We start from the raw sequence: 24,134 nt of genomic DNA on the forward strand, positions 1-24,134 counted from the left end.
CTCAATCTTTTATTGATTATGGTAATATATAGATAGAAAAGGAGGTTTTACGTATGTTTAATGGAGAGAATATGGCATTCAACATGGGAGATCTTCTATTTCAAGTGTTCTCTCTTCTATTCATTGCCTTTATTGTGACAATCATTGTCCTCGCATTTCGCATGATTAGAAGAAAACGAATGGAATTGAAAAAAATCGAGGCAAGATTAAACAAAGTGATTGAAAAAAACGATCTAAAAGAGTAAAAAATCCGGGAGTTAACCGGATTTTTTTGTTTTCATCACGATTCCTTGACGCTGCTGCATCAAAAAGAAAAAGACACCTAAAAGAACAAGCAGACCGCCAAGCATTTGGAGCAGCGTGACTTTCTCTCCAAGCAGCCATACAGCAAGGATCGTTGCCCCAACAGGCTCTCCTAGAATACTCATCGAAATAGTTGTCGCATTAACATAAGTTAAAAGCCAATTATTAATGACATGAGACATAGTGGGAATGATAGCGAGCAATAAAAAGATTCCCCACTCTTTAGCCGGATAACCTATAAAAGGGGTTTGCTGAAGCAGATTGAATAAAATTAAAAAAAGACCAGCAAAACCAAATACACAAAAACTATAAATCCAATGAGATATTTTTCTTACAGCCTGTTGACCTATTAACAAGTAACAAACAACAGCGATCACACTCAAAAAGGATAAAATATCTCCTAAGATGGCTTCCTTGCTATGACCAATATCTCCCCAGCCTATCATGAGGGCACCAACAATCGCTGCACACATCGTCAATAGAGCAGACATCGTCGTTCGTTCACGGAAAATGAGGAATCCGCCTAATAAGGACACCATCGGTTGTAGAGCGATAATAATGGTAGAGCTTGCCACTGTCGTCAGCTTCAGTGAGCCAAACCACAGCACAAAATGGAGGCCTAAAAAGAAGCCTGACATACATAAGAAAAACCAGTCTCTGCGTTTTATTGAGAGAAATTCTTTTTTTCTTGGCAGGATAAATGGCAGCATGAAAGCCGCCGCAAAGATCATTCGATACATACTTAAAATAGCAGCAGGTGCATTTGACCATTTCACAATGATTGCAGAAAACGAAATAGCAATAATCGAAATCACAAGTGGCAATGCAATTGATTTCGTTTGAGCAGTTGTCTTGATTTCCATTAGCAGCTTCCTTTACATCAGCAGTAGATGAGCAGTTCATCTTATATGTCGTCATCTTACTATGTCCATTCACCTAGTGGCAAGATGATTTTTTAAAACTGGCGTCAGCTTGTTGGATGAAAAAAAGCTTTCATTACGAAAGCCTTCATTCATCATCTATTAACAGATAAATGGCCTGAACTGGACCATGAACCCCTACCACTAAATTCATTTCAATATCGGCAGAATTACTTGGACCTGATATGAAATGGATGGCGCCTTTCGCCTGCTCCCCCTCTTCTACTGAGCGATTAAGAGCCGAAACAGCCTGAATCATTCGCGGAACAATCGAGCTTTTCTCTATACACACGATATACATCATTGGCAAAAAATGCAGCGCTCTCCCTTGACCTTGATGGGATGAAAGGACAACTGTACCTGATTCTGCAAGGGTATAATCACTGAACACAACTGCATATTTCGCTTGTTCTGCCTGCCTTATGTTTTCTTCTCTTGATAGATCTGTATTCCAGCAGGCGATGGAAATCCCATCTCGTTGCAAGCTGTCAAACATAGGGCTAAAACCATATTGTTCAAAGCGATGATCACGCGATGTCATCACAGCCCCCTCACCATATTCTGTCATCAACAATCGTAATACCGAGGGCGCTTTCTCCGGTGTTGTTTCGACTACTCTTGTATGAATTTGCTGACATTGCTTTTTCAATTGCTCGACTAATTCATCTTTAGACAAACTTCCGTTTGTCTCCCACTGGACTTGATGCTTCCATGCCGGCCGTTGAATAGAGGCAGATGGGGAAGAGTTTTTGCCTAATTGATGCTGGATTTGAGATAAAAACGACTCCCGGTGAAAAATGGTCCCCTTCATCACTTCTCCTCCTTTTGTCTCTTTTTAAACCAATCCCTGAATCTTTCCTTACTTGGAACTGGCAGGTCACGAATATCTGTCCAATTCTTTAAAGGACCTATTCCTTTTGAAATTTGTCCGTTTGTCGCCATACGATTCATCAATGCAGGGGCTGCTTTTGTTCCAAATTGATACATCCCGGGAGACGCTGCCCCCATGCCAAACATTTTCATCGCCAGCATTTCAGCTTTAGGCGCTCTGCCCTCTTTTTCTACGATCACCTGTCTATGTTTAATCAATAACTCATGAAGTGGAATTTTCACTGGACAAGCATCCGTGCAGGCTGCGCACAGACTTGATGCAAAGGGGAGCTCCTTGTAGTCATCATAGCCGCCAAGAAGCGGCGAAAGAACAGCTCCGATTGGCCCGGGATAAATCGAACCGTACGAATGTCCGCCAACATGCCGGTAAACCGGGCATACATTGATGCAGGCTGCGCACCGGATACATTGGAGAACAGGCTGAAAGGCCGTTCCTAATATATTTGACCGCCCATTGTCCACAATGACCAAGTGGAATTCTTCTGGTCCATCCACTTCACCTTCTCCTTTTGGTCCCACTACAGAAATATAACTAGTTAATTTCTGGCCGACTGCGCTTCTGCACAAAAGACCCACAAGGACATCCAGTTCCTCCATCGTTGGAACAAGCCGCTCCATTCCCATAACGGCAATATGCGTCTTCGGTATAGCCGTGACAAGATCTGCATTCCCTTCATTTGTTACAAGGCAGATGGACCCTGTGTTGGCCACTGCAAAATTACAGCCGGTCACACCAATATCAGCTTCTAGGAATTTTTCACGCAAGATGGCTCTTACAAAATTCGTCATTTCTTCGGGTGTTTCTGACATCTCATACCCTAGCTTCTCATGAAATACTTCCCGTATTTGCTCTTTCGTCATATGAAGAGCAGGTGCCACAATATGTGAAGGCGGTTCATGGTCATCCACTTGCAGAATATATTCACCAAGATCGCTTTCTACCACCTCACAGCCGACCTCTTCAAGCGCTTGATTCATCTCGATTTCTTCTGTGACCATTGATTTTGATTTGACGACCTTTTTGGCTGCTTTTTTCTGTGCCACCTCTTGAATATATGCTGATGCCTCTTCCTTTGTTTTCGCAAAAAAGACATGGCCTCCGCGTGCACTTACACTTTCACTTAATTGATATAAGTAGTCATCAAGATGCGTCAGCGTATGCTGCCGGATTTCCTCACCAAGCTCACGCCACTTTTCCCAATTGCCAAGCTCCTCGCTTGCAGTCAGCCGCCTTTTATACAGACGTTCCTGTGCTGAGGAGACAGCACCTCTCATGACAGCGTCTTCTAAACCTTTCCCGATCCGTTCTTTAAAGGCCTTTTCTCCAATTTTCATACTCATGTGCCGTTCCTCCTCTTAAAGTCCGCGGCTGTTTAATACTTCTGCGATGTGCATCACTTGGATGGGTTTATCAAGACGGTTCAGCCTCCCGCCAATATTCAGCAGGCAGCCGCAGTCAGCACCAATGATATAATCAGCGCCTGTCTCCTCTATGCTTTGTACTTTTTCGTCAACCATCTGCTCAGAAATAGGGGTCATTTTCACTGAAAAGGTTCCTCCAAATCCGCAGCAATTTTCTGCGCGGGGCAATGGTCTCATCGTCAAATCTTTGACATTTGACAACAGCGTAAAAGGCGCCTCCTTAATACGCAGCAGTCTCGTCATATGACAGGAGGTGTGATAGGCTGCGTTCCCTTTCAGGCTTGCCCCTACATCTGTCACGTGTAATATATCAACAATAAACTCTGTTAATTCATATGTTTTTGCGGCAAGTGCCTCAGCTTTAGCCGACCACACTCGGTCTTCTTTTAAAAGATGAGGATATTCTAAAAACATCGCCTTACACGAACCTGATGGTGTCACAACATATTCAGCTGACTCAAAGGCTTTGATCATGTTTTTCGCTGCTTTGATTGTCTCCTTTGTATAGCCGCTGTTAAAGGCTGGCTGTCCGCAGCACACTTGTGCTTCTGGAAATTCCACTTCAACACCGAGTCTTTCCAATACTTCCACTGTCGCCTTTCCTACATTCGGCTGCATCGTGTCAACTAAACAAGTAACGAATAAATGGACTTTCATCGGCGAACTTCCCTTCTATTGCTGCATTTTGATTCATCATTCTGATCATCTGATGATTAAATAACAGGCCTTAATTTCATTTTAATCCCAAATTTCTGAAATTTCAACGAAGTGATTTGTCTAAAATTTGTACTTATGGACTTTGTGACTAAATAAAAAAACGCCCTTTTCATAGGGCGTTTTTGATGTTTATTTTGAAATCAATTCACGAATTCTTTCTTCAATAGGTGTTAACGGCCGGCCTAGTAATGTTTCGAAACCTTGGCTTTCGACAGCTAAAGCACCATCGCGAATGCCGCTTTGAATGGCTTTGACAAATGGCACTGCTTCTTTTGGTACACCATTTGAAGCTAAAAATTCTCCAAATGTATCTACATCTATTTTTTCTACTTTGATTTCTTTTCCGCTCACCTTGCTGACAATTTGTGCAAGTTCACTATGTGTCCGAAGCGGGCCTGACAGTTCATATATCTCCTGATCATGTACTGGAAGTGTTAACGCATTTGCTGCCGCTTCTGCGTAGTCATTTCTTGTCGCCCAGCCAACCTTTCCTTCGCCAATAGGGCTTAAAAATGGTTCGCCGCTGACTGACGCCAGAATCGTATCTTTTTCGTTTTCAACATACCAGTTGTTTCTTAAAAATACATGAGGAATGCCAGAGGCCAAAATGGCTTCTTCTGTTTTGGCATGGTCATTTGCAAGGACAAGCTGACTCTCTCTTGCATTGACAACACTTGTATAAGCAATAAAACTCACATTTGCTGCTTTTGCCGCTTCGATTGCCGCTTTATGCTGCTGCACGCGGTCTCCATCCGCCGTTGAAATAATCAACAGACGGTCAATGCCCTCAAATGCTGATGTCAGGGTGTCTGGCTGAGTAAAATCTCCACGGCGTACATCCACCCCAGCATCCTTCAAATGTGCTGCTTTTTGCGGATTTCGAACACTGACTGCAATTTGTTCAGCCGGTACTTTTGTAAGCAAATGCTTGACGACGAGCGATCCAAGTTGTCCCGTTGCGCCTGTTACTAATAATTTCATTTGTTGACCTCCTCATTTTTCGTTCAACGGTGATGTGCATTCGTTATAATCGAAATGGTTACAACAAAGGTGTAAAAAAAGCTCTAATGTACGAGCTTTTTTATTCCGCCTCTGTTAATAATTGCTGAATTGTTACTTGCTTTAGGTGATTCTCAAGTGCAGCTTGTGCTTCTTTTAGTTCATGCCGAAGTCTCGTGTCCATCGCTTGACCAATCGGGCATGCGATGACGGGCTGATGAAAGTTAAACAATTCTTCATCCTCGCTTACATCCACAGCACGATACACATCTAACAGCGTAATATCGCCAGCCGCTCTTTTTAAATAAGCACCGCCTACTCCGCGGCGAATCTCAATGAGACCCGCCCGTTTGAGCATTGCCATCATTTTTCGAACAATGGCTGGATTTGAATTTACGCTCTCTGCAATAAAATCACTAGTACACTCTTTTGGAACACCTGCAATAAATGACACAATATGAACAGCAATCGGATACCTGCTGCTAATTTGTTTCACAATCTTTCACCACCGTTGTAATCAATATAGTTACAATGAGTGATTTTGTCAATCAATAAACGGATTTTTCTTTCGTTCCCAATCCTCATATGTCATGATATCGTAGTCTTCTCCTGTATCAAGTTCAAGTGGAGCAATGCATTCAAGCAGATTCTCATCTGGGTCAAGAAAATAGATCGCTGCATGAAATTGCGGTGGATTATCGAGAACTAAAGGCTGCTTTTCTTCTGAAAAACCAAACATTGGGTGAATGCTGATGCCTCTTTCAATCAGCCAAGTCTTGATCTGTTCGATACTAGACGTTGTAATTTGAAAGGCAACGTGCCGAGTCGAGGGATGGTAAGGAAAATGGTTCATATCTACTTTCCACAGGCCAAGCCAGCTCTTTCCTTTCTCAATCCATAAAAAAGCAACTCGTTCATTTTCATGAGCAAGTGTCAATTCCAACTTTTCATAAAACGCAATAGATGCCTTCAAGTCACTCACAGGTAAATGTGCTTCATATAAACCTTTCATCATCATCAAAATCACTCCTTTTCTACCTTCTATTCTGCAGGAGTTGATGATATTCTGCCTCAGCAAAACGATGTATTTTATCCCTAACATTAGTTTGAGAGACATTGTATGTTTGACCCATTGCAGATGGGGGAAGGTGTTCAAATAAAATAACAGAAAGGAGCGGTTCATATGCCTTGGACGATGAACGATTATCCAGCTTCATTTCAATCATTAGACAACGTCATTCGAAAAAAAGCGCTTGAGATTGCCAATAAAATGATACAGGAAGGCTATGAGGAAAATAGAGCCATTCCAATTGCAATCAGTCAAGCGAAAGAGTGGAAAAAGAACGCAACGGAGAAAGAGGTAGAGAATTTCTCATCTCATGGTTCTGTCAAACCTTCTGAGGGCAGCAGCTCCGCAAGACCAGAGCTCATGGATCATGCGCAGCATGTAGTGAAGCACACGGAAGGCTGGGCGATTCAAACAGAGAAAGCGAAACGAGCAAGTGAGGTCAAAGAAACAAAACAAGAAGCAATTGACCGGGCAAAGGAGATTTCAGCTAATAAAGGAACATCCGTTGTCATTCACCGAAAAGATGGGACGATTCAGGACGTGTTAAAGCCGCAATAAGACCGCTCGTCAGCGGTCTTAGCGTGTAGACAAACCCTCGCATTCGGTGTCAGTCCTGCGTGCCGGTGCTCACGAATGTTAAATTCGCTCCGCTCCGGTACTCGTTTCTTCCTAGACTGCAAAGGTTTTCTATCACGCTGAAGGAAAACAAAAGGCTAAAATAAAGATCATTTTAGTCTTTTGTCAACAATTTAAGACCGCTTGTCAGCGGTCTTGTTTTATGCATTCTTTTCTTTTTTCGCTGGTGTTTTTCTTTTCTTAGGCGCTGCTTTTTTCGCTTTGGCTGGTTTTGATCGGTCGATTGATGCCTGTAGTGCGGCCATTAAATCAGTCACATTGGATGCAGGATCTTTTTTGCCTGTCGTTTCTGGTTGAACGGTATGTTCTCCAGATATTTTATCGCCAATTAAATTCATCAGCTGTTCTCTGTATTCATCCTGATATGCCGCTGGATCGAATGTTGTGGTCAGCTGCTCGATTAAAAGGAGCGCTGTATCTAGCTCTTTCTTGACAATGTTCTCCTCTTGGGGGATATTCGGTACATCTGATACTTGTCTAATTTCGTCAGGGAAATGAATGGTTTCCATCAGCAAAATATGTTCATAGCACCTAACGATCGCTAATTGCTCCTTTGAGCGGATCATAATTTTTGCCACACCAATTTTCCCCGATTCCTCTAAAGCTTTTCTTAATAATGAATAAGCCTTCGCTCCACCGGTATCCGGTGATAAGAAATAACTTCTTTCATAATAGATAGGATCAATCTCTTCAATCTTTACAAAATCAATGATTTCAACGGCTTTTTCTTCATTTTCTTTTCGCAGTTTTTCTAGCTCTTCATCGTCCAATTCAATAAATTTATTTTTCGCATATTCATACGCCTTCACAATTTGTTCCGGTGCTACCTCTTCACCGCAATTGGCACATACTTTCTTGTAGTTAATGGGCGTGTGACATTCTTTATGCAGCTGTCTTAATTTAATGTCTTTGTTCTCTGTAGCGGTAAACAGCTTGACTGGAATATTGACCAATCCGAAACTAATGCCGCCTTTCCATACTGTATGCATCGCGCTTCCTCCGTTCTTTTCTCCTTACTATGTAATGTTTTCATCAGACTTATGTATGTGATTGAAAATTTCATCCCACTCTAAGAACACATGATATAAGGAAGTGACATGCACAATGAAACCTATGCGATTAACACCTGCACATGATATACCTGCCGGTGCAGACTGGGTGTATGAATTAAAATATGATGGCTTTCGGGCTATTCTTGTATGGGAAGAAGACGAGATTCGTTTAGAAAGCAGGACCGGAAAACAGCTAAATGAGCAATTTCCTGAAGTGATGGATCAGTGCGAACAATTAAGAGACGAATTTGCTCCCTTTTTACCACTGACACTTGACGGAGAATTGGTCTTTTTACTAAGTGAACAGCAAAGTGAGTTTGCGAAGGTTCAGCAAAGAGGCCGGCTGAAAAACAAAGAAGCCATCCAAAGACAGGCTGAACGATTTCCATGTCATTTCATTGCGTTTGATCTATTAAGATGTAAAGGGAAACCTCTCGTTGATTTACCGTTGATGGAAAGAAAAAATCAGCTGCAGCAAGTTTTCCAAGACGCAAAGCTCCCTTCATCAGTTCAGCTGGAGCACCCTTCCCTTCTGCAGGTCATTCATACAGACCCAGACTCTGAATACATGAAAAACTTGATGACGATGTATTTAGCAGAAGGGTTAGTAGCGAAAAAAAAGACGAGTAAATGGCATGACAATACTCGTTCAAAAGAATGGCTGAAAATAAAAAACTGGCGGTATGTATCTGTCATTGTAACCCGTTTTGACAAAGAAAATGGCTATTTCCAAGGCTGCATTTATCAAGATTCCGCTCTCATCGAGGTTGTCCAATTCAAGCATGGATTATCTAAAGAAGAAGAACAAACACTGCGCACGCTATTTCAGACAAAGGGCCAGTTAACAGGAGGATCATCATATGAAATTCCTCCTTCTATCGTTGCCAGCATTGCGTGTATATCCTTTGATGGATCGGCGTTAAGAGAGCCGCGTTTTTCTTCCTTTTTACTAGATGCAGATCCATCAGCATGTACAATTCAGCAAATGCTCAAACAGCTGTATCCACTCCCTGCTGTTATAGATGTCACTCACCCTGAGAAACCGATTGTCCCGACCCTTCAACTGAACAAGGCAGATTACTTACTTTATTTAAGACAAGTGGCTCCCTATCTTTTGCCCTTTTTACGTGAAAGGCGTCTTACTTTAATTCGGTATCCGCATGGCAGTGGAGACGAATTCTTTTATCAAAAGTCAACTCCTGATTATGCGCCGGATTTTGTTTTGACAGATGAAGTTGATGATATTTCTTACACGGTCTGTAATGATCCTCGTACGCTTCTTTGGCTTGGCAACCAGCTAGCGATGGAATTTCATATCCCTTTTGAAACAAGAGATACGGATCGGCCGACAGAAATCGTCTTTGATCTGGACCCGCCATCTGTAAATGAGTTTCATCTAGCCATAGAAGCTGCTAAACGAATCAAAGCGCTTTTAGACGGACTTTTTCTCACAGCCTTTATTAAAACAAGCGGAGGTAAAGGGCTTCAGGTCTATATTCCTTTAAAGAAAAATGCCTTCACATACGAAGAAACAAGACAATTCACTGCGTTTATATGCCATTTTTTATGTGAGCAAGCACCGGATCTATTTACTCTGGAACGTCTTAAGAAAAATCGCGGCAATCGCTTGTATTTAGACTACATTCAGCATGATGCTGGAAAAACAATTATCGCTCCATATTCCCCGAGAGGAAATGAGCTTGGACTTGTTGCGACACCGCTTGAATGGGACGAACTCTATCATGATGAGCTTCATCCTTCTCTTTTTACGATGCCAGCTGTCATAGAGCGTTTAAAGGAAAAAGGCGATCCGTTCCGCCGCATGAGGCACCTTGTGAATGATGATGCTTTTAGACAAGTCTTACATCAGCTTGCACACATGTGACCTTCTCATCAGATGGACATCCGCGGTCATGAAGCGTTACACTTATTCATTAGAGAGGAAGAAAGGGATGACGATTTTGACCGCACATTCATTTCGAAATACAGCTTTGATTTTCTTATGTCTTTCCGCAGGAATTGTGGATGTAATTGGCTATTTAAGCCTAGGGCATGTGTTTACAGCCAATATGACAGGTAATATTGTGCTGCTTGGCATTGCAGCAGGAAGCTCCTTACAGCTAACAGCCCTTCATTCCATCATTGCTCTAAGTGGATTCGTTTTAGGGGTTTTACTTGCAGTTGTGGTAGGCGGGAAGCATGAGAAAGCGTTTTGGCCAAAAGCCGTGACACGCATTTTTATCATAGAAGTGATGATTTTGCTTCTATTTGCTTTCATGACCATTTTCCCTTATACACAAGGTGCTTACTTTATGCTGATCATCCTTTTAAGTATGGCCATGGGCATGCAGACAGCAGCCGCTCGTAAATTGAATGTTGCTGGCATTTCTACAACTGTTCTCACGAGTACACTCGCTAATCTATTTGAAGATGCAGCTCAGCGCATATCATACAGGGAAAAAAGAAAAGCCCCTATTCAGCATGTGAGCTTGCTGCGAATTGGATCTATTGTCTTTTACTGCCTAGGTGCGGCTATTGCTGCATACACAGATCGTTACGATCCGTTTATCATCATTTGGCTGCCGATCATCATTCTAGGCATCATTGTGATAACAGCTGGATTGAAGCACTTTCACCAATTGAAATAGCCTCTCTTTAGATGGCTATTTCAATGATTGTGATCTTACACTAATAACTCCTTACATAAAAACCAGGAGGGCGTCCCATGATGAACGTAGAACCATATGGATATCCAGAAAATGTCCCGAATCCTCCGTACCCGGGAAAACCGCCTAAGCCAGAGAATACACCAGGGCTCAAATAATATCCGCCAAAGCCGATATGGGAACCAACTGGCCCAATATGTGCCCCGCCTCCGCTAAAACCGCCTCCATGAAAACCACCATAAACCCGTGGATACATACAATCACCTGCCTTCAAATCAGACCTTATCTCATCATATGCATGACAAAAGGGGCGGTGCTCCTGCTTTTTCTTTTCCTTCTATGTACATTAGACCAATTTGATAAAATTTGAATGAAAAGTCCTGCAAAAAATTAAATTAAGCAAAGAAAAGTGACCTTTTTAACTTGTTGCTCTGCCCTATGTTTATTTAGAATAATGGAGCAGGTAATAAATTTGCACACCCCCTTTGTTGCGAATTCTTCTTATTAAACGTTCTTGCAGCGTTTAATAAGAAGAGCCTATTAAAACACAAAAAACCCTTGCTGACGATATCAACAAGGGCGAGAGATACATGGTATTAACCACCAATGATTTTTTCTGCAACTTCGAATGAACCCGCAACGTTTTGCGATAGAACAGTCGCAGCGACCGCTAAACCGACAACAAATAATACTTTTAATCCTGTTTTCATCTTAAATCAACCCCATTCTTTTCATATGTAAATCCGCTTCTAAACTTTTGTTCAAGTAAAAAACAGACTGCTCATAAAGTGCTTCCTTTTCACAATATTTTGCTGCAAATTGTGATAGCTCTTTTACTTCATGATATTCATTCTTCTCTTCTAACTTTCTTAATTTCTCATCAATTTGCTGAAATCTTTGTGGCGCATGCGTTAAGTAAAGATCATGTACGATGCCTATTTTTAGCTGAAACACTTCATGCGAAGCATCCTTTATTCTGGCATATGCAGCCTCTATATATTGGCTTGCACGCTGCTTTTCACCAATCACACAGAGTTCCCGGCTGATCAGATACGTAGAATGGAAAAAGAAATCTGAATCATAGTACTCTTGATGGGACAGTGCTTTTTCAAGATGACGTATCGATTCCTTCGGTTTGTTCCAAAATGAATATAAAATGGCCACATTGTGATGAAGCTGAGCCAGCATAAAATCATCCTGCTCACTTGTCAAAACTTCTTCTGCCAGACGATAATTCTCAAGCGCCTCTTCATACCGGCCGATCTCTGTTAGATTCGCTGCTATAAGAGAGTATGAAAGGGCCGTTCTTCTTTCATACTGCTTGTGCCGCTTATAGACGTGGAGCGCTCTGCGGATATAGCTTAATGAAAGCATAATATGACTAAGCCGGTAGTAAAGCCATGCCACTTTAAAATCGAAATCAGCACGTTCTATCTCACTTGGAATTTTATCTAAGAGCTTTTCAGCACTTTGATACATTTGCAATGCAACCTCATAATTACCTTGATGCTGCTCATACACACCCTCATAGAAATCGAAATAATAGGCAAGACGATTAGACAGGTCATCTTCTTTTTTTCCATAATGACCCTCTATACTTTTCGGTGAAACATTGCCCTTTTGCCCTCTTAAATTGTACATAAGAATGTGATGTCTTTTCTCAAGAAGAGAATAGTATATGAGGATATCCGCATCGTCAATTTCCTCTACCGCTTGTTTCGCTTTGGCAAATAACCGTTCTGCCTCATCTGCATGATCTTTTTTGATTTCCATGTTCCAGTCATTTAATAATGATGCCAATTCCGCAACAGGAACTTTGCTCATTCTACACCCCCAATCACCTTCAGCTGCAGCACATGATTTCACTAAATATGGAACTTCTATTAGCAATTGCTAATTCGTCCATTTGACATCATTTTAATATGAATCACTTGAATCTTCAATAACCGTTTCCATTGAAAGTACGTTTCTTTCTCATAGTCAATGATATTTGCGAAAAAATTCCGCCTTTTTTTAAAATAAACATCTCGAGATGAAATGAAAAAAGCCCATTGTTAGGGCTTTCTAATCTTATGATGGTTAATACCGCATCATTTCAAAGACTATTTTGTGCGATTCGCCTAAAGATCAGTAAACTAATGATCAGCGCAGCTTTTCATTTATCGAGTTTCTTTATATAATATGATCAATCACTTACACGCCTCAGTAGCTCTAGAAGGGAAGAGCGCCGTAAAACAAATTGTAGCTGGCGGGTCGCAAGGCAAGGGTTTCAGAAGCACCGAAAAGCACAAGAGCTGAGACAGGTGAAATTCCTGTCGGTGAAATTCCGTAGGGAAGCGTGTTGCCCCTAGCCTATGCTTACGAAAGGAGTGCGGGTTCGAATCCCGTCTGAGGCTTATGAGGTCGATGGAAATGGAGGATAAACATCATGCATGTGTTTGAAGAATATATCAGCAACATCGGTAACCCCGAGCTGCAGCAGCGCACTCAAGACATCTTACAATGGGTAGAAGACACATTCCCTCAATTAGAGCCAAGAATTGCTTGGAATCAGCCTATGTTCACAGATCACGGCACATTTATTATTGGATTTAGCGTCGCAAAACATCACATTTCTGTCGCACCAGAAGGAAAAGGAATTGATCAATTTTCAGCTGACATTGTACAAGCTGGGTATGATCATGGCAAAAAGATGTTTCGCATGAAAGAAAGCTTGCCAGTTGATTATCCTCTCCTGAAAAAAATTATCGAATTTAATATCGAAGACAAAGCGGATTGTTCAACGTTTTGGCGAAAATAAACAGTACCCCGATCTCAGCTTTACAGATCGGGGTATTTTACTGCTGCATGTTATTTTGTTCTCTTCCCTACCAATTTCTGTTCAAGCCATTCATAGCATGACAAGATGGAATTAACACTTTTTTGAAATATCGGCAAATACACAACAGCAGCGGCTGTTAAACACGCTATAGCAGCTCCTGCGAAGACATCAAATGGATAATGAACACCTACCCAAATCCTTGAAAATCCAACAGCACACGCAATGATCAGCCAATAAAAATGGCGTATATGAAACAGCCAAAAGATCAGGAAAATCGAAAAAATAAAGATCGTATGATCACTCGGAAACGAGTTATTCACTTCTTTTTGAATCAAAAGATTGACGTGGCTCATTTCTGCAAAGGGCTGCTGATTGAAATAAAACACCCCTGCGATTTTCCCAAGTAACTCTGCCAAGATGAAGGTCAGTCCAGCAGAAACGACCATCGCCCTATTGTACCTGCTGCGATTTTGAAACCATACAAACAAACACATGAGCGCTGCCAGCAGCACTGTATATTCAGCTAGTCCAATAAATATCGGATTCAAGGAACCATAATCAATACTGAGCTGATTCACCCACCTAAATAAATCTTCATTAAATTCCCGCATCTCATTTCATCCTTTTTTACCTGATTTATGATAAGGATAATGGAAATGAGATGTCTGCCTCCATCGATCGAACGAACAAACCATGGAATCATATGACAGGTTTGTCACTTTGCTGTCACTTGAACATCGTGTACTAACTAAAAACTCATCAAAGGCTATTAAATTACAGGAACAAAACTGTTATAATAGAACATAAGTTTGTATTATATCAAAAAGGGGTTACTGCATATGATCAAAACGGTAGACGGTAATATATTAGAGGCAAGCGAAGACATCATTTGTCACCAGGTGAACTGTAAAGGAGTCATGGGAGCTGGATTAGCGAAACAGATCAAAAGCAAATATCCGAATGTGTACAAAGATTATAAACAGTTATGTACAGAACAAGGAGATGACTTGCTAAGCTCCATTCAAATCATCACAACAAAAGATGGAAAAACAATTGCCAACTTATTTGCCCAAGCTGGGTATGGAAGAACAAGAAAGCAAACTGACTACGATGCTTTACGCAGCTGCTTTCAACACCTAAAGGATACAGTTACACAATCACCTGAAGAGAAAAACCAAACGTCCATCGCCATTCCATACGGGATCGGCTGCGGCTTGGCCGGTGGCGATTGGACGATTGTTGAAGAGATGATTGAAGAGGTGCTGGGTGATTGTGAGGTGACGGTTTATCGGTTTAAATAAAGAGAAGTTTTATTGTTAATTAAAAGTAGTCATTAAAGAATAAGAGCACCATTCTGCCTGGAACGGTGCTCTTTCTATGCAAGTAAACTAGTTATCATTCTTTTCTTTATTCTTAATATATTCCATCACAAATTCTCGATCTTCCTGATCTTCTGGAAGTATTCCAATATTTTGATACATCCATATCTCCTGTTTTTGAACTTCATCTATTCCATCTTCTAATATATTTGAAAAATCATATTCGATGGAAAACTCCCCTTTGTTATTTAATTTTAATGTTGCACTAGTCCACACATCAGTATTAATTTCTTTATCATTAACCCACAATTCTTTAAACAAAACATGTAAATTTAGAAGTAAATCTTCATAAATATTTTCACTTACATTAAACGTTTCTGGAATATCATGAGAATAGATATACTCTTTATCACAGTCTGTTTTAAAGAAAAAAAACACTTCTGATGAATCTTCGAGTACTTCAGCATAAAGAATAATTTTATACCAATCAGTTGGTATAATTTCATTAACCTCTTCTGCGATTTTCTTAAATAGATCTGCTTGATTTTGCACCTTTTTGTCAACCTCCTGCTTGATTCTGTATCACAACAGTTCTTTTCAATTTTCCCTCTATTGTATAATTTACTTTAAATTCTGTTGGTCTCAATGAGTCACTATTATATAGAGGTTTGATTTCTACGTTAACTTTTTTGGGCGGGTTTGCACTTAGAGCCTTTATCCATGTTTGCTCCATCTTGTACCATTTCCCACCGCTTCTATTAATCTGTGAATTCATCGGAACAAGGTTATCAATATCCCCAGAACCTTTAAAAATAGAGGCAATCAAGTGACCTCCGTCATCATCTAGTAATCGATCCGGCTTGCCTGAATTGGATTGGGCATATTGGTTTCTTTTGACCTCTCCGTATTTTAAATCACTTGCTTCGACTTTGACAATACGTCCGTAGTGATCGGTTGTGTAGGTGTAGCCTTGCTTTGTTGCATAAACAACATTTGGTTTTAATACTTTTTTACGTTTCCATCTCACATAGTGATCTCCATAGCTAACAACAGTCGGTGGTGATTTTGGTGCTGGTAATCGTCTGCCTGTCTTAGAGATACCATATCCTGAATTGTTGTCTAGTCGCTTTGCCATAGAGAGGAGTTTATTTTTGAGATTTTCTCCGTCAAACACGTTATACGGCAGCTTCGGGCCGCCAGCCATTTGAAATTTTGGTGAGTATGGCAATAGATTCGGAATAGAGACTCTGTCTAATGATTTTGCTCCTTGTTCAAGGCCTTTCTTTACCGTTGTTTTTGCCGCTGTTGTCCCCGTTTTTGTAATGGCACCTGCACCTTTAGAGCCAAAGACGATTTCTGCTAGAGAACCAGTCACATAGGCGAACCAGTGTGATCGAGAATATGCATCACCATCGATGACTTCTTTTTGGAATGAGTCTGAAATCGACTTTCCAATCGCTTTCGAAGTCTCAATTGGATGTGAAACAGCAGTTACGACCGATTCAACGGCACCTCCAGGATCTGTCACAAGATCATAGATGCCAACTACTGTATCTTTAGCTACATCATATAGACCAACTGCTGCACCTTTTACAACATCAACGAACCCCTCTGATGCTTCTTCCTGCGCTTTGATCTGGAGAAGCTGGCTGTAATACATTTTTTGATCGTAAGAAAGATTTTCATATCCAATTTCGTCTACAATCTCAAAATATTTCTCTTCTGATAAACAAGAAGGATCGTTGAGTTTTTCTTTCAATTCTTTGATTCTTCGTTTCTCTTTTTCTTCTTTTTTTACTTTTAAATATGCTTTCACCTGTGCATCGATTTTATCATGATTCTTGTACACATCTGTCTCATGAAATGCTTTTGCATCGTAATACATGGGCTGCGCATTTTTTCCTTTTCCTGTAGCAGCCATCATTTTTGCATAAAAAGTTGCAAGGTGTTTTTCGATCGCCTCTGATTTTGCGTATTCTGTTTTTAGCTCATGGTCTATTTTATGTACAGCATCAATTGCATCTTTTCTTTTTTTGTTCGCATCATCTAAATGTTCATTGACCTCTTTACTTGAAAATACATTCAGTTCTATGAGATCACTGATGTCGTCAAATATAGTGGATAGGGCTTCTTTTTGTTCCTTGACCATATCTTTATTGTTTTGAATGCCTTGTTTCAGTTGAGCATCTAAAAAGTGCTCATCAATAAATGTACTACCGCCTAATGATTCGTCATCAAGCTTTCCTTTTACCCCATCTAAAAACGCTTTTTGCATATCGATAAAGTCAAGATAAGTGTCTGTGTAAAGCGCAAGATCCTCATAAAAGGCTTTGATATTGTCTGCACCTTTTCCATTAAATTCATCACCTAAACCTGACACACTTTTTAATGCTTTTTTCACATGCTGCATTTCGTCTCGAAGCTCCTGATAGACTTTTGACCTTTGTTCGACAGCTGACAGTAAAGATGGAGCATCTAATATTTTCATATAAAAAAGACTCCTTTTATGGAATATTCTTTTACTAGAATACCATAAGGAGTCTGACACTTTAATCCACATTATCGTTTTTTAACCAATTATCCTCCGTAGTGTGGATTCCCTTTTATGATCCTGCACCTCTAGAGAAAAGCAACACTACCTCATTTTTAGCATCTGCCTGAGTTTGTTGTCCAGCAGGCATTCCAAGAATTACACATAATAGCAAAGCAGTAGTAATCATCATCATTATTTTTTTCATGATCATATGACCTCCTTTCCTATTAGCGTACAAGATTTTAAAGCCAATTCCAAGAAATAGTTACTTTCTTCATAAAGATTTAACTTCTTATAAATGGAGGCAACATCAGGAGCTAAAGCCTCTATATCAACATACGCTTTTCTTTCTTCCAAAAGACATATCCCTTTCTTGATATCTTCATAGCTTTCCTGTGGTGTTGTATAACATTTCTCAAGGATATTGAATTTCAAAATAAAGTTTGTGTTCTGCTGTTCTTTAGAGAAGCTTTTCCCCTCAGCAACCCAACGTATTGCCTGATCCAACTGATTTGATTTGTAGCTTGATCTTGCAAATTCATACGCACATTGTAAGTATGAAACAGGAGCTGACTGTTTTAGATCATCTGCGGAAATTGCTTTGTTGAAATATTCAATTGCTTCTAAATGGTGGTCATCTTGAATTTTGAGAAATCCCAAATCATAATAAGCTAATGCTAACAATCTCTTATCTTTCTTTTCAATCAGTCTATCGACACAATCCAAAAGCATTCGTTCAGCTTTGTCTAATCTACCGTCATCAATCAAATTCAGTGCCAACAACATCTTACAGTTTATGGTTTGTATACTGTAACCTTCATGACCTTTGTAGATGTCCTTTGCTGTTTGTAGATGATGGTGAGAAAGAAGCGTGACTTTATTGAAATAGTAGAGTGTGCCAATTTTATAATGGAACTCAGCCTTTTCAATTTCATCATGTACCTTGTCCAACTGTCTCTCAGCTACTCTGAATAGGACTAGGGCTTCTGAATAGTTATTCTTTGCACTCTCATACATACCTTTGAAAAGATAAAAGTAAAACCTTAGCATGTCATCTGTTTTGACTCTTTCACTTTCTGTTATTGTTGGTTGCCCCACTAAATCTTCCATCAGTACCTTAAATCTGTAATCAAGAATATTGAAATAGAGTAACACATCTTGATTTTCTTCCATTTCGCCTAACATTTGTTGAATCTCATCCCTCAGCTCTACTGCTTGTGAAACTTCCCTCTTTTTAATATGTAGATACCATTTGTTGAGCGTGTTTGCTACATCTACAGAAGAAATCAAATTCGACATCCCATTACCCCCTTGCTATCATTTCCTTTGTATAATTTTAACACGACATTTACAACATATGTAAAGACAAGGTGTTCATTTTAAAAGTTTTCGGTATCCCGCAAAAAGCAAAAATACTTTTATCTATAAAAGGTATGTTTTATGTAGTGTGCATTAAAAGAGGAACGACATGGCAGTAGTGTAACACAAGAAGTAACAGAGCTTTCTAAAGGATATAATACAAAGTAGAACGCAAGTTGCCGCCTCAAAACTCAAAACATGAAGAATTGCTTAGAAGTGATATTGAAGTTGGTAGCATAGAAACAAATTTAAAACATTTTATTTAGAAACACTAATTCTCTTTTCAACATATATTTACATTTCATTTTCTTCTTTTGTGAATATAATTTGACCAAAACAAAAAAACTGAAACCAATGGCTCCAAGTGGTTTTCTCGATTAATACTGCGACATATACTGATCGCGTTTCCGTGGGTGTATTGCGAAGTCTAATTAGAAACACCAGATAAACCTTCAACTTTAACGGAATTACAGTTCTTAATTTCTTCGTATATGTTTCAATCAAGCTTCCCGTCTCTTATCTTTTTATTGCTTACACTTTGACAGACAATATTATCCCGTAAATTACTATCCCGTTTTAACTCCTTCCTCCACCACTTAATTACATAGTGATAGCAATCATTAAGATGCTCGTCAACTTTCGGGCCTTCAATGATTTTTACTTTCACCTCTAATCTTCTCATGCAAGAAAAACAAATTTACCAGTAGATATAAAAAAGACCTGACTGAGTGTCAGCCAGGTTCATGAAAGGGTCAATCTTATTATAACGAGATTCAAATAGTCAATCGAACATTTGTTCTCATTCGCTAATTAATTCTCGTTTTACTATTGGCTTTGTTAACAACATTTCAATTATTTTGATAGCCTTTTGTTTAGTTCCCACAAAGCTGTTTTGTTACTATCCCATTTTAAAAGGGCTACCGCTTCCTCAAAACACACCCATTTATAATCAACGTGTTCTTTAGATAATTTAATATTTTTTGTAGAAACTTTAACGCCAAAAGAAAATTCTTTTATCACATAAACATCTTTTCCCCAAAGAAATTTACCAACTACATCCTCTACGGGTAGTGAAGACACAGAATCGAGTTTTATATATGGACATTCTCTTATAATACCAGCCTCTTCAAACGCTTCCCTTTTTGCTGATTCAATAGGGGTCTCACCATCTTCTCCACCACCAGCTATTCCTTGCCAATAACCATAATCACTTCGATGAAAAATAGCATATTGAATGGAATTTTCAGTTTCTATATAAGGAAATATCAATACTTGATACGGTGCTCTCATTGCTTAACCTCTTTTTCTTAAAATTCACCTTAATTAATACTCTCGAACTGACTAAGAATAAGTTCGCCTACATTTACTACAAGTGGATCTTCATTACTTTGTAAGAAATCGGATATTTGTTGCACCAGCTCTTTAATATTATTATTGATTGGCATATTTGGATTCAATAAGAGAATGTTATTAATCGTATCAGCTACTTGATAAAGCGTATCTTCATCTTTTGTTTTTTCAATGTGATATTGCATCTTTTTAAAAAACCATTCTATTTCGTTTAAATCAACCATCGGGTAATATTGAATTTTATACAGATTACCTTCATCAAGAATGTCCAATTTAAATATGGCTTCAAGTTCTTCTTTACTTAAATAAACTTCAGTAAGCTCATATTCAACCTCTGTTGCTTCTTCATCAACAGTGTACTCAACTGTATAAAGCCCCTCAATGAATTCATCAAAGGAATCTGCTAATTTAAAGTCTTCTTCCATCTCAACATCAAAATAATGAATTGCAGGATTCTCTTTCGTTTTTCTATAATCCATCGCTACCCAAGTATGGCCATCCCCGTTAATCAAAACAAGCCCTTCTGGCAGCTCCCACTCTTTTATCAAATAGGCACTATCCATAATCCCTTCATCTTCATCAATTCCCAGCAGGTGATTAAATTGAATGTGATCCTCAGCCCATGAATTAGAGTGAGTCGTTGGAAAAGCATTATGAATGGTATAACCACCATTCTGTTCTAATATGAGCTTTTTATATGTACCTGGCAAAGTGACCCCAAGTTTCTTTTCAGCCTTAGATATTTCTGCTTCGCTGATCTTTTTTAACGTATGGTAACCTTCTTCGTCTATTTCCCAAAAAGATTTCAAAATTTATTTCCTCCTAGTTCCATTTAACTAAACTCCATTGCGAATTTATATTCTATCAAACTGTTTTTGATAGTGATTGTATGTGTGATCTTAAAAGAAAGATTTATCGAATTATTGATAATATGAGTCGCTTCCGTAAGAATTCAACAATAGATGATTTGAAAAGAAAAACAGATAAAGATGAGAAGACTGTTAGGCAAGCAGTCAAAAACCTCCTGGCAAAAGAAGAATTGAAAAGGAAAAAAGAGAAAAGAGAATGGCGTTTCTAACTTTAAGTTAGCCGTTCGTTTTTTATCAAATTACTAAAAGAAGCAATCTACAAGCCAGAAGCTGCCCTTTTTCCTAATCTTCAGGGTCCTCAAAGATACCGAGAATTTCATTCACATCGTACTGATAAAGTTCATACAGACTGTGATCTGTAATCTCGCCTCTTTTTATTCTTTGATTAAGAACAAACATCATATCGATTGGTTCTCTTTCATAAGATATCATGTCATCATCTGCATCATTAAAATATAATACTGGCTTGTTTAAAAAGGAATGTGATTTAGGCTTAGTAAAGTATGTCCACTTCACTTGCGGATAGTTTCTCCTAATGGTTTCCCCATAATATATACCAATATCCATTGCTATTGCATAGTCCACTTTTGCAATATCAACTGGATTAGCCAATAAGCTCTTTTTTTCATCTTCATAAATAAAATCAGGATATTGCCTTAATTCTTCTAATTCTCTACCAATCTCTTCTTCTGATAATTCATAAATTTCAATCTGAGATAAAAACCAACTATAGATATCTATAAGTGATTCGGGAGTGAAATTAAAGTCCACCTCTCCATTAGTAACATTTTTCAAAACTTCAATCCGAAGTGGTATCTGATTAACAAACCAATCGAAGAGAATTTTAGCCTCTTTTTTTGATAAAGTTTCAAAGGATTCCATTATAATTGGTGGTTCCATTAATACATACTCCATTAAATTTCTCCCTCATATTGTTATTATTTTTGAATACTGGCTATACTGCTCTAACTCAGTTGCATTTTATGGTTTGCTTGCTCAATTCTACCAATATTTGTACTTATAATGAAGTACTACTTTACTTTATCAATCATTTCAATTTTTAATCGGAAATCTTTAACCACTTGTTTCCTTACAAGAATGAGAAGTTCTACAACCTATATTTGATACATCGATCCAAATTATTTGCATCTTGTGGACCTAGACATCCCTACAGCTGCGGCCATTTCTTTTGCGACTTCTTCATCAATTTGTTTTTCTTGCGGATCAGGCTGACCTTCGCCTTCTCCTTTTTCAAGGTCATCCAGACGCTTTACAACCGGTGCAATTGTGTCATAGCATCTTGTGCAGATCTTCTTTGTTTACACTTCTTCCTCCCTCTCTTCCGCTTGATTCAACAAGTTGTCGATAGCGGCTCTAGCATTTTTTAGCTCATTCAGGTTAGCAGCTGAAAACTTTCGGCCAGCTTTTGCAATTTCTTCAGGTGGCTCAGTTTGGATCCCAGCCAAATCATCAGTAAGCAAAATCTCTTGTGTGATTTCCACAAAATCTTGCAGTGCTGACCTAACCTTGTCAGAATTGGTTTCTAAACCATCGTTGTAAGAATCCTATTTATACAAAACGGAATTCAGTGCATCTTGTGCAGCCCAAAACTCACGACGCATGCGGCCTTTGTCGTATCGGTCCTTTACCTCTCCTTTTGATAAAAAGAAGTTTTTGAGCAAAGAAAAAAGCCCATTCTCTTCAGAAGCTGGCTCACACTCTTGTTTTCCTATGTCTGCAGTTCCGGCCATTGAATATCCGGTGATCTCGCCCTTTTGAATCTGTTCCCAAATTTCAACCGATGTTTTTGTCACAAGGACCCACGATCCTTTCTTGATAAGCTCATCGCCCATTTCAAAGTTAGACGGAGCAATGTACGATTCAACGACTTCCCCGACACCGCCTTGGAAATCATGCTACTTGTCGATCCAGGAACCAATGAGCGGCTTTTTCGATCTCTTCTGGTGTCATGTAATCCCCATGTGCATCCGCAACGTTTGGTTCGTATAAAATTCCATACACAAGACGCTGCACATCATCAGCCTTCGCAATGACCTTGATCTCTTTTTGAAAGTCTGGCTGCTTTTCTGATTTCATAAAAAAGAACTGCTTTTGGTAAGCAGCCTTGTCCACGTATGAAACGTGTGTGATTTTTTGCATTTATCAATTCGCGTGGCAATTCATTCACCTCCTTCCAAAAGAAAAAACACCACTATTTAAATGGTGTTTTAAAAATTAATTTTCAGCGATTTCAATTTCCTTAATAAATTGTAAAGTTGAAAGAGTATTTAATAGTCTGAGAGCATCTTCTTTCTTCCAAGCTAAAGGATCATCTCTACCATGTAAAATCCAATTTCTATTTAATAAAGGTAACCTTGCATGGGTAAAATCATGGGACTTAAATAAGTGTTCATCAAAGAAAAAATACGCAGAATAGGCCGCTATAGTTAGAAATTTCATCTTGTCATCCAATTTATTATGAAACTCGTCCACTAATCTTTTTCCATATTTACTACTTCCTATAATTGAGCTTAATTCCCCTTCTATTACTGATATAAGTGCAGGTATTGTTATCTTGTAACGCCCTTCCAAGTACAAATCTAGAGATTGATCTAGTATTTCACTCCATTTTTCACTCAATCCATTTTTCACATTTTTTATTAGAGTTTTTAATTGTACATACTCATCCTCTTCATAAAAGGCTATGAAAATCTTGTCTATCTCATCATGCTCCATGTCTAGATACTCGTCTCTTAGATAAAGGTTTATTGGCATATCACCAGTTAAAGTCCACCCTACACTGACATTATGACGTGTAATTCTTTCGAGCCTTTGTTCGTCAAATTCCAAGTAATCAAATTTCGGAAAACTCGGTAAATGTAAATCAAGTTTTATAGATGAAATAGTATCGAATGCCTTCTGAATTGAGTCGCTATTAATTATTTTTAATTGTCTAGTTAAGTTTTCAGTTGCCTTTGCGATCCTGAATGCTTCATCAGGGATATAGTTGCTAATCATTGCTACTCGAGATGCTTCCCTCAATATTTGCGAATTCTGTTGTTGAAACTTTTGGATTGAATTTAAAATCGGCTGTAAACTATCCATTTCTTCTCCTCACTTTTGAAGTATAGTGAGGATATTATACTATTTCATTCCATGTTTTGTAAGTGTCTATCTCAACTCTTTTATTAATCCCATCTGGGTACAA

Annotated in this window: 25 protein-coding genes and 1 pseudogene; 6 read left to right on the forward strand and 20 right to left on the reverse strand. The window is 39.1% G+C overall.

The genetic code is table 11. The annotated features are described in order from the left end of the window. Positions 1-53: 53 nt before the first annotated feature. Positions 54-245 carry a TIGR00366 family protein gene (locus OIT90_RS10720; protein WP_039178883.1) on the forward strand — a complete coding sequence of 64 codons (192 nt, stop codon included), beginning with the start codon at positions 54-56 and terminating at the stop codon, positions 243-245. Positions 246-257: 12 nt separating this feature from the next. On the opposite strand, the gene OIT90_RS10725 is transcribed toward OIT90_RS10720, so the two are convergent. From OIT90_RS10725 to OIT90_RS10755, 7 genes are all read right to left on the reverse strand, one after another. Further along, on the reverse strand, positions 258-1,166 hold the full coding sequence (locus OIT90_RS10725; RefSeq protein WP_039178879.1) for a DMT family transporter: 909 nt from the start codon (positions 1,164-1,166) through the stop codon (positions 258-260). Between the two features lie 145 nt (positions 1,167-1,311). Then, positions 1,312-2,034 carry a LutC/YkgG family protein gene (locus OIT90_RS10730; RefSeq protein WP_144491257.1) on the reverse strand — a complete coding sequence of 241 codons (723 nt, stop codon included), beginning with the start codon at positions 2,032-2,034 and terminating at the stop codon, positions 1,312-1,314. Further along, a complete protein-coding gene (locus OIT90_RS10735) occupies positions 2,034-3,455 on the reverse strand; it encodes a LutB/LldF family L-lactate oxidation iron-sulfur protein (RefSeq protein ID WP_474892533.1) in 1,422 nt (473 codons plus the stop codon). The genes OIT90_RS10730 and OIT90_RS10735 overlap by 1 nt, the downstream gene beginning before the upstream one ends. A gap of 15 nt (positions 3,456-3,470) precedes the next feature. Further along, positions 3,471-4,193: a (Fe-S)-binding protein gene (locus OIT90_RS10740; RefSeq protein ID WP_058838693.1), complete on the reverse strand. Its 723-nt coding sequence runs from the start codon at positions 4,191-4,193 to the stop codon at positions 3,471-3,473. A 189-nt stretch (positions 4,194-4,382) separates the two neighbouring features. Next, on the reverse strand, positions 4,383-5,234 hold the full coding sequence (locus tag OIT90_RS10745; protein ID WP_474892534.1) for an SDR family oxidoreductase: 852 nt from the start codon (positions 5,232-5,234) through the stop codon (positions 4,383-4,385). Between the two features lie 100 nt (positions 5,235-5,334). Further along, positions 5,335-5,748 carry an Rrf2 family transcriptional regulator gene (locus OIT90_RS10750; protein ID WP_059375422.1) on the reverse strand — a complete coding sequence of 138 codons (414 nt, stop codon included), beginning with the start codon at positions 5,746-5,748 and terminating at the stop codon, positions 5,335-5,337. Between the two features lie 48 nt (positions 5,749-5,796). Next, the gene (locus OIT90_RS10755; protein ID WP_052196523.1) at positions 5,797-6,270 is read right to left on the reverse strand and encodes a VOC family protein; all 474 of its coding nucleotides are present in this window, start codon (positions 6,268-6,270) and stop codon (positions 5,797-5,799) included. Positions 6,271-6,435: 165 nt separating this feature from the next. Between OIT90_RS10755 and OIT90_RS10760 the strand changes: the two genes are divergently transcribed. Then, positions 6,436-6,879 (forward strand): DUF2188 domain-containing protein, encoded by a 444-nt coding sequence (locus OIT90_RS10760; protein ID WP_058838212.1) that lies wholly within the window; start codon positions 6,436-6,438, stop codon positions 6,877-6,879. Between the two features lie 218 nt (positions 6,880-7,097). Here OIT90_RS10760 and ku read toward each other — a convergent pair whose 3' ends face one another. Next, positions 7,098-7,946 carry a non-homologous end joining protein Ku gene (gene ku / locus OIT90_RS10765; RefSeq protein ID WP_048240214.1) on the reverse strand — a complete coding sequence of 283 codons (849 nt, stop codon included), beginning with the start codon at positions 7,944-7,946 and terminating at the stop codon, positions 7,098-7,100. A gap of 115 nt (positions 7,947-8,061) precedes the next feature. Between ku and OIT90_RS10770 the strand changes: the two genes are divergently transcribed. Both OIT90_RS10770 and OIT90_RS10775 read left to right on the forward strand, forming a co-directional pair. Then, positions 8,062-9,894 carry a DNA ligase D gene (locus OIT90_RS10770; RefSeq protein ID WP_474892535.1) on the forward strand — a complete coding sequence of 611 codons (1,833 nt, stop codon included), beginning with the start codon at positions 8,062-8,064 and terminating at the stop codon, positions 9,892-9,894. Between the two features lie 67 nt (positions 9,895-9,961). Next, positions 9,962-10,657, forward strand: coding sequence for a YoaK family protein (locus OIT90_RS10775; protein ID WP_106025124.1), 696 nt, complete (start codon positions 9,962-9,964; stop codon positions 10,655-10,657). 40 nt (positions 10,658-10,697) lie between these two features. Here OIT90_RS10775 and OIT90_RS10780 read toward each other — a convergent pair whose 3' ends face one another. Both OIT90_RS10780 and OIT90_RS10785 read right to left on the reverse strand, forming a co-directional pair. Continuing rightward, positions 10,698-10,931 carry a hypothetical protein gene (locus OIT90_RS10780; RefSeq protein WP_024425111.1) on the reverse strand — a complete coding sequence of 78 codons (234 nt, stop codon included), beginning with the start codon at positions 10,929-10,931 and terminating at the stop codon, positions 10,698-10,700. Positions 10,932-11,386: 455 nt separating this feature from the next. Then, positions 11,387-12,499, reverse strand: coding sequence for a response regulator aspartate phosphatase (locus OIT90_RS10785; protein ID WP_474892536.1), 1,113 nt, complete (start codon positions 12,497-12,499; stop codon positions 11,387-11,389). 604 nt (positions 12,500-13,103) lie between these two features. On the opposite strand from OIT90_RS10785, the gene OIT90_RS10790 reads away from it, so the two are divergent. Beyond that, positions 13,104-13,475 (forward strand): iron chaperone, encoded by a 372-nt coding sequence (locus OIT90_RS10790; protein ID WP_212044288.1) that lies wholly within the window; start codon positions 13,104-13,106, stop codon positions 13,473-13,475. A 50-nt stretch (positions 13,476-13,525) separates the two neighbouring features. Here OIT90_RS10790 and OIT90_RS10795 read toward each other — a convergent pair whose 3' ends face one another. Next, positions 13,526-14,107 (reverse strand): undecaprenyl-diphosphatase, encoded by a 582-nt coding sequence (locus OIT90_RS10795; RefSeq protein ID WP_268464552.1) that lies wholly within the window; start codon positions 14,105-14,107, stop codon positions 13,526-13,528. A gap of 228 nt (positions 14,108-14,335) precedes the next feature. Here OIT90_RS10795 and OIT90_RS10800 point away from each other — a divergent pair, with 228 nt between their 5' ends. Then, the gene (locus OIT90_RS10800) at positions 14,336-14,797 is read left to right on the forward strand and encodes a macro domain-containing protein (protein ID WP_474892537.1); all 462 of its coding nucleotides are present in this window, start codon (positions 14,336-14,338) and stop codon (positions 14,795-14,797) included. A gap of 87 nt (positions 14,798-14,884) precedes the next feature. Here the strand turns inward: OIT90_RS10800 and OIT90_RS10805 are convergent, their stop codons facing one another. The 9 genes and pseudogenes from OIT90_RS10805 to OIT90_RS10845 all read right to left on the reverse strand — a co-directional run bounded on the left by OIT90_RS10805 (position 14,885) and on the right by OIT90_RS10845 (position 24,031). Then, the gene (locus tag OIT90_RS10805) at positions 14,885-15,367 is read right to left on the reverse strand and encodes an immunity protein YezG family protein (protein ID WP_474892538.1); all 483 of its coding nucleotides are present in this window, start codon (positions 15,365-15,367) and stop codon (positions 14,885-14,887) included. 7 nt (positions 15,368-15,374) lie between these two features. Continuing rightward, entirely contained in the window at positions 15,375-17,303 is a 1,929-nt protein-coding gene (locus OIT90_RS10810; protein WP_474892539.1) for a T7SS effector LXG polymorphic toxin, read from the reverse strand. Positions 17,304-17,418: 115 nt separating this feature from the next. Next, entirely contained in the window at positions 17,419-17,553 is a 135-nt protein-coding gene (locus OIT90_RS10815) for a hypothetical protein (protein WP_474892540.1), read from the reverse strand. A gap of 2 nt (positions 17,554-17,555) precedes the next feature. Beyond that, positions 17,556-18,647 carry a response regulator aspartate phosphatase gene (locus OIT90_RS10820; protein ID WP_474892541.1) on the reverse strand — a complete coding sequence of 364 codons (1,092 nt, stop codon included), beginning with the start codon at positions 18,645-18,647 and terminating at the stop codon, positions 17,556-17,558. 912 nt (positions 18,648-19,559) lie between these two features. Then, positions 19,560-19,997: an NUDIX hydrolase gene (locus OIT90_RS10825; protein ID WP_126681874.1), complete on the reverse strand. Its 438-nt coding sequence runs from the start codon at positions 19,995-19,997 to the stop codon at positions 19,560-19,562. A 29-nt stretch (positions 19,998-20,026) separates the two neighbouring features. After that, positions 20,027-20,866, reverse strand: coding sequence for an SMI1/KNR4 family protein (locus OIT90_RS10830; RefSeq protein WP_126681873.1), 840 nt, complete (start codon positions 20,864-20,866; stop codon positions 20,027-20,029). 342 nt (positions 20,867-21,208) lie between these two features. Beyond that, complete coding sequence (locus tag OIT90_RS10835; protein ID WP_474892542.1) at positions 21,209-21,826, reverse strand: hypothetical protein; 618 nt, start codon at positions 21,824-21,826, stop codon at positions 21,209-21,211. Between the two features lie 239 nt (positions 21,827-22,065). Further along, positions 22,066-23,105, reverse strand: a pseudogene (locus OIT90_RS10840) (XkdF-like putative serine protease domain-containing protein). Positions 23,106-23,161: 56 nt separating this feature from the next. After that, complete coding sequence (locus OIT90_RS10845) at positions 23,162-24,031, reverse strand: hypothetical protein (protein ID WP_474892543.1); 870 nt, start codon at positions 24,029-24,031, stop codon at positions 23,162-23,164. Positions 24,032-24,134: the final 103 nt, after the last annotated feature.

The organism is Bacillus sp. ABR (genome assembly GCF_056172715.1).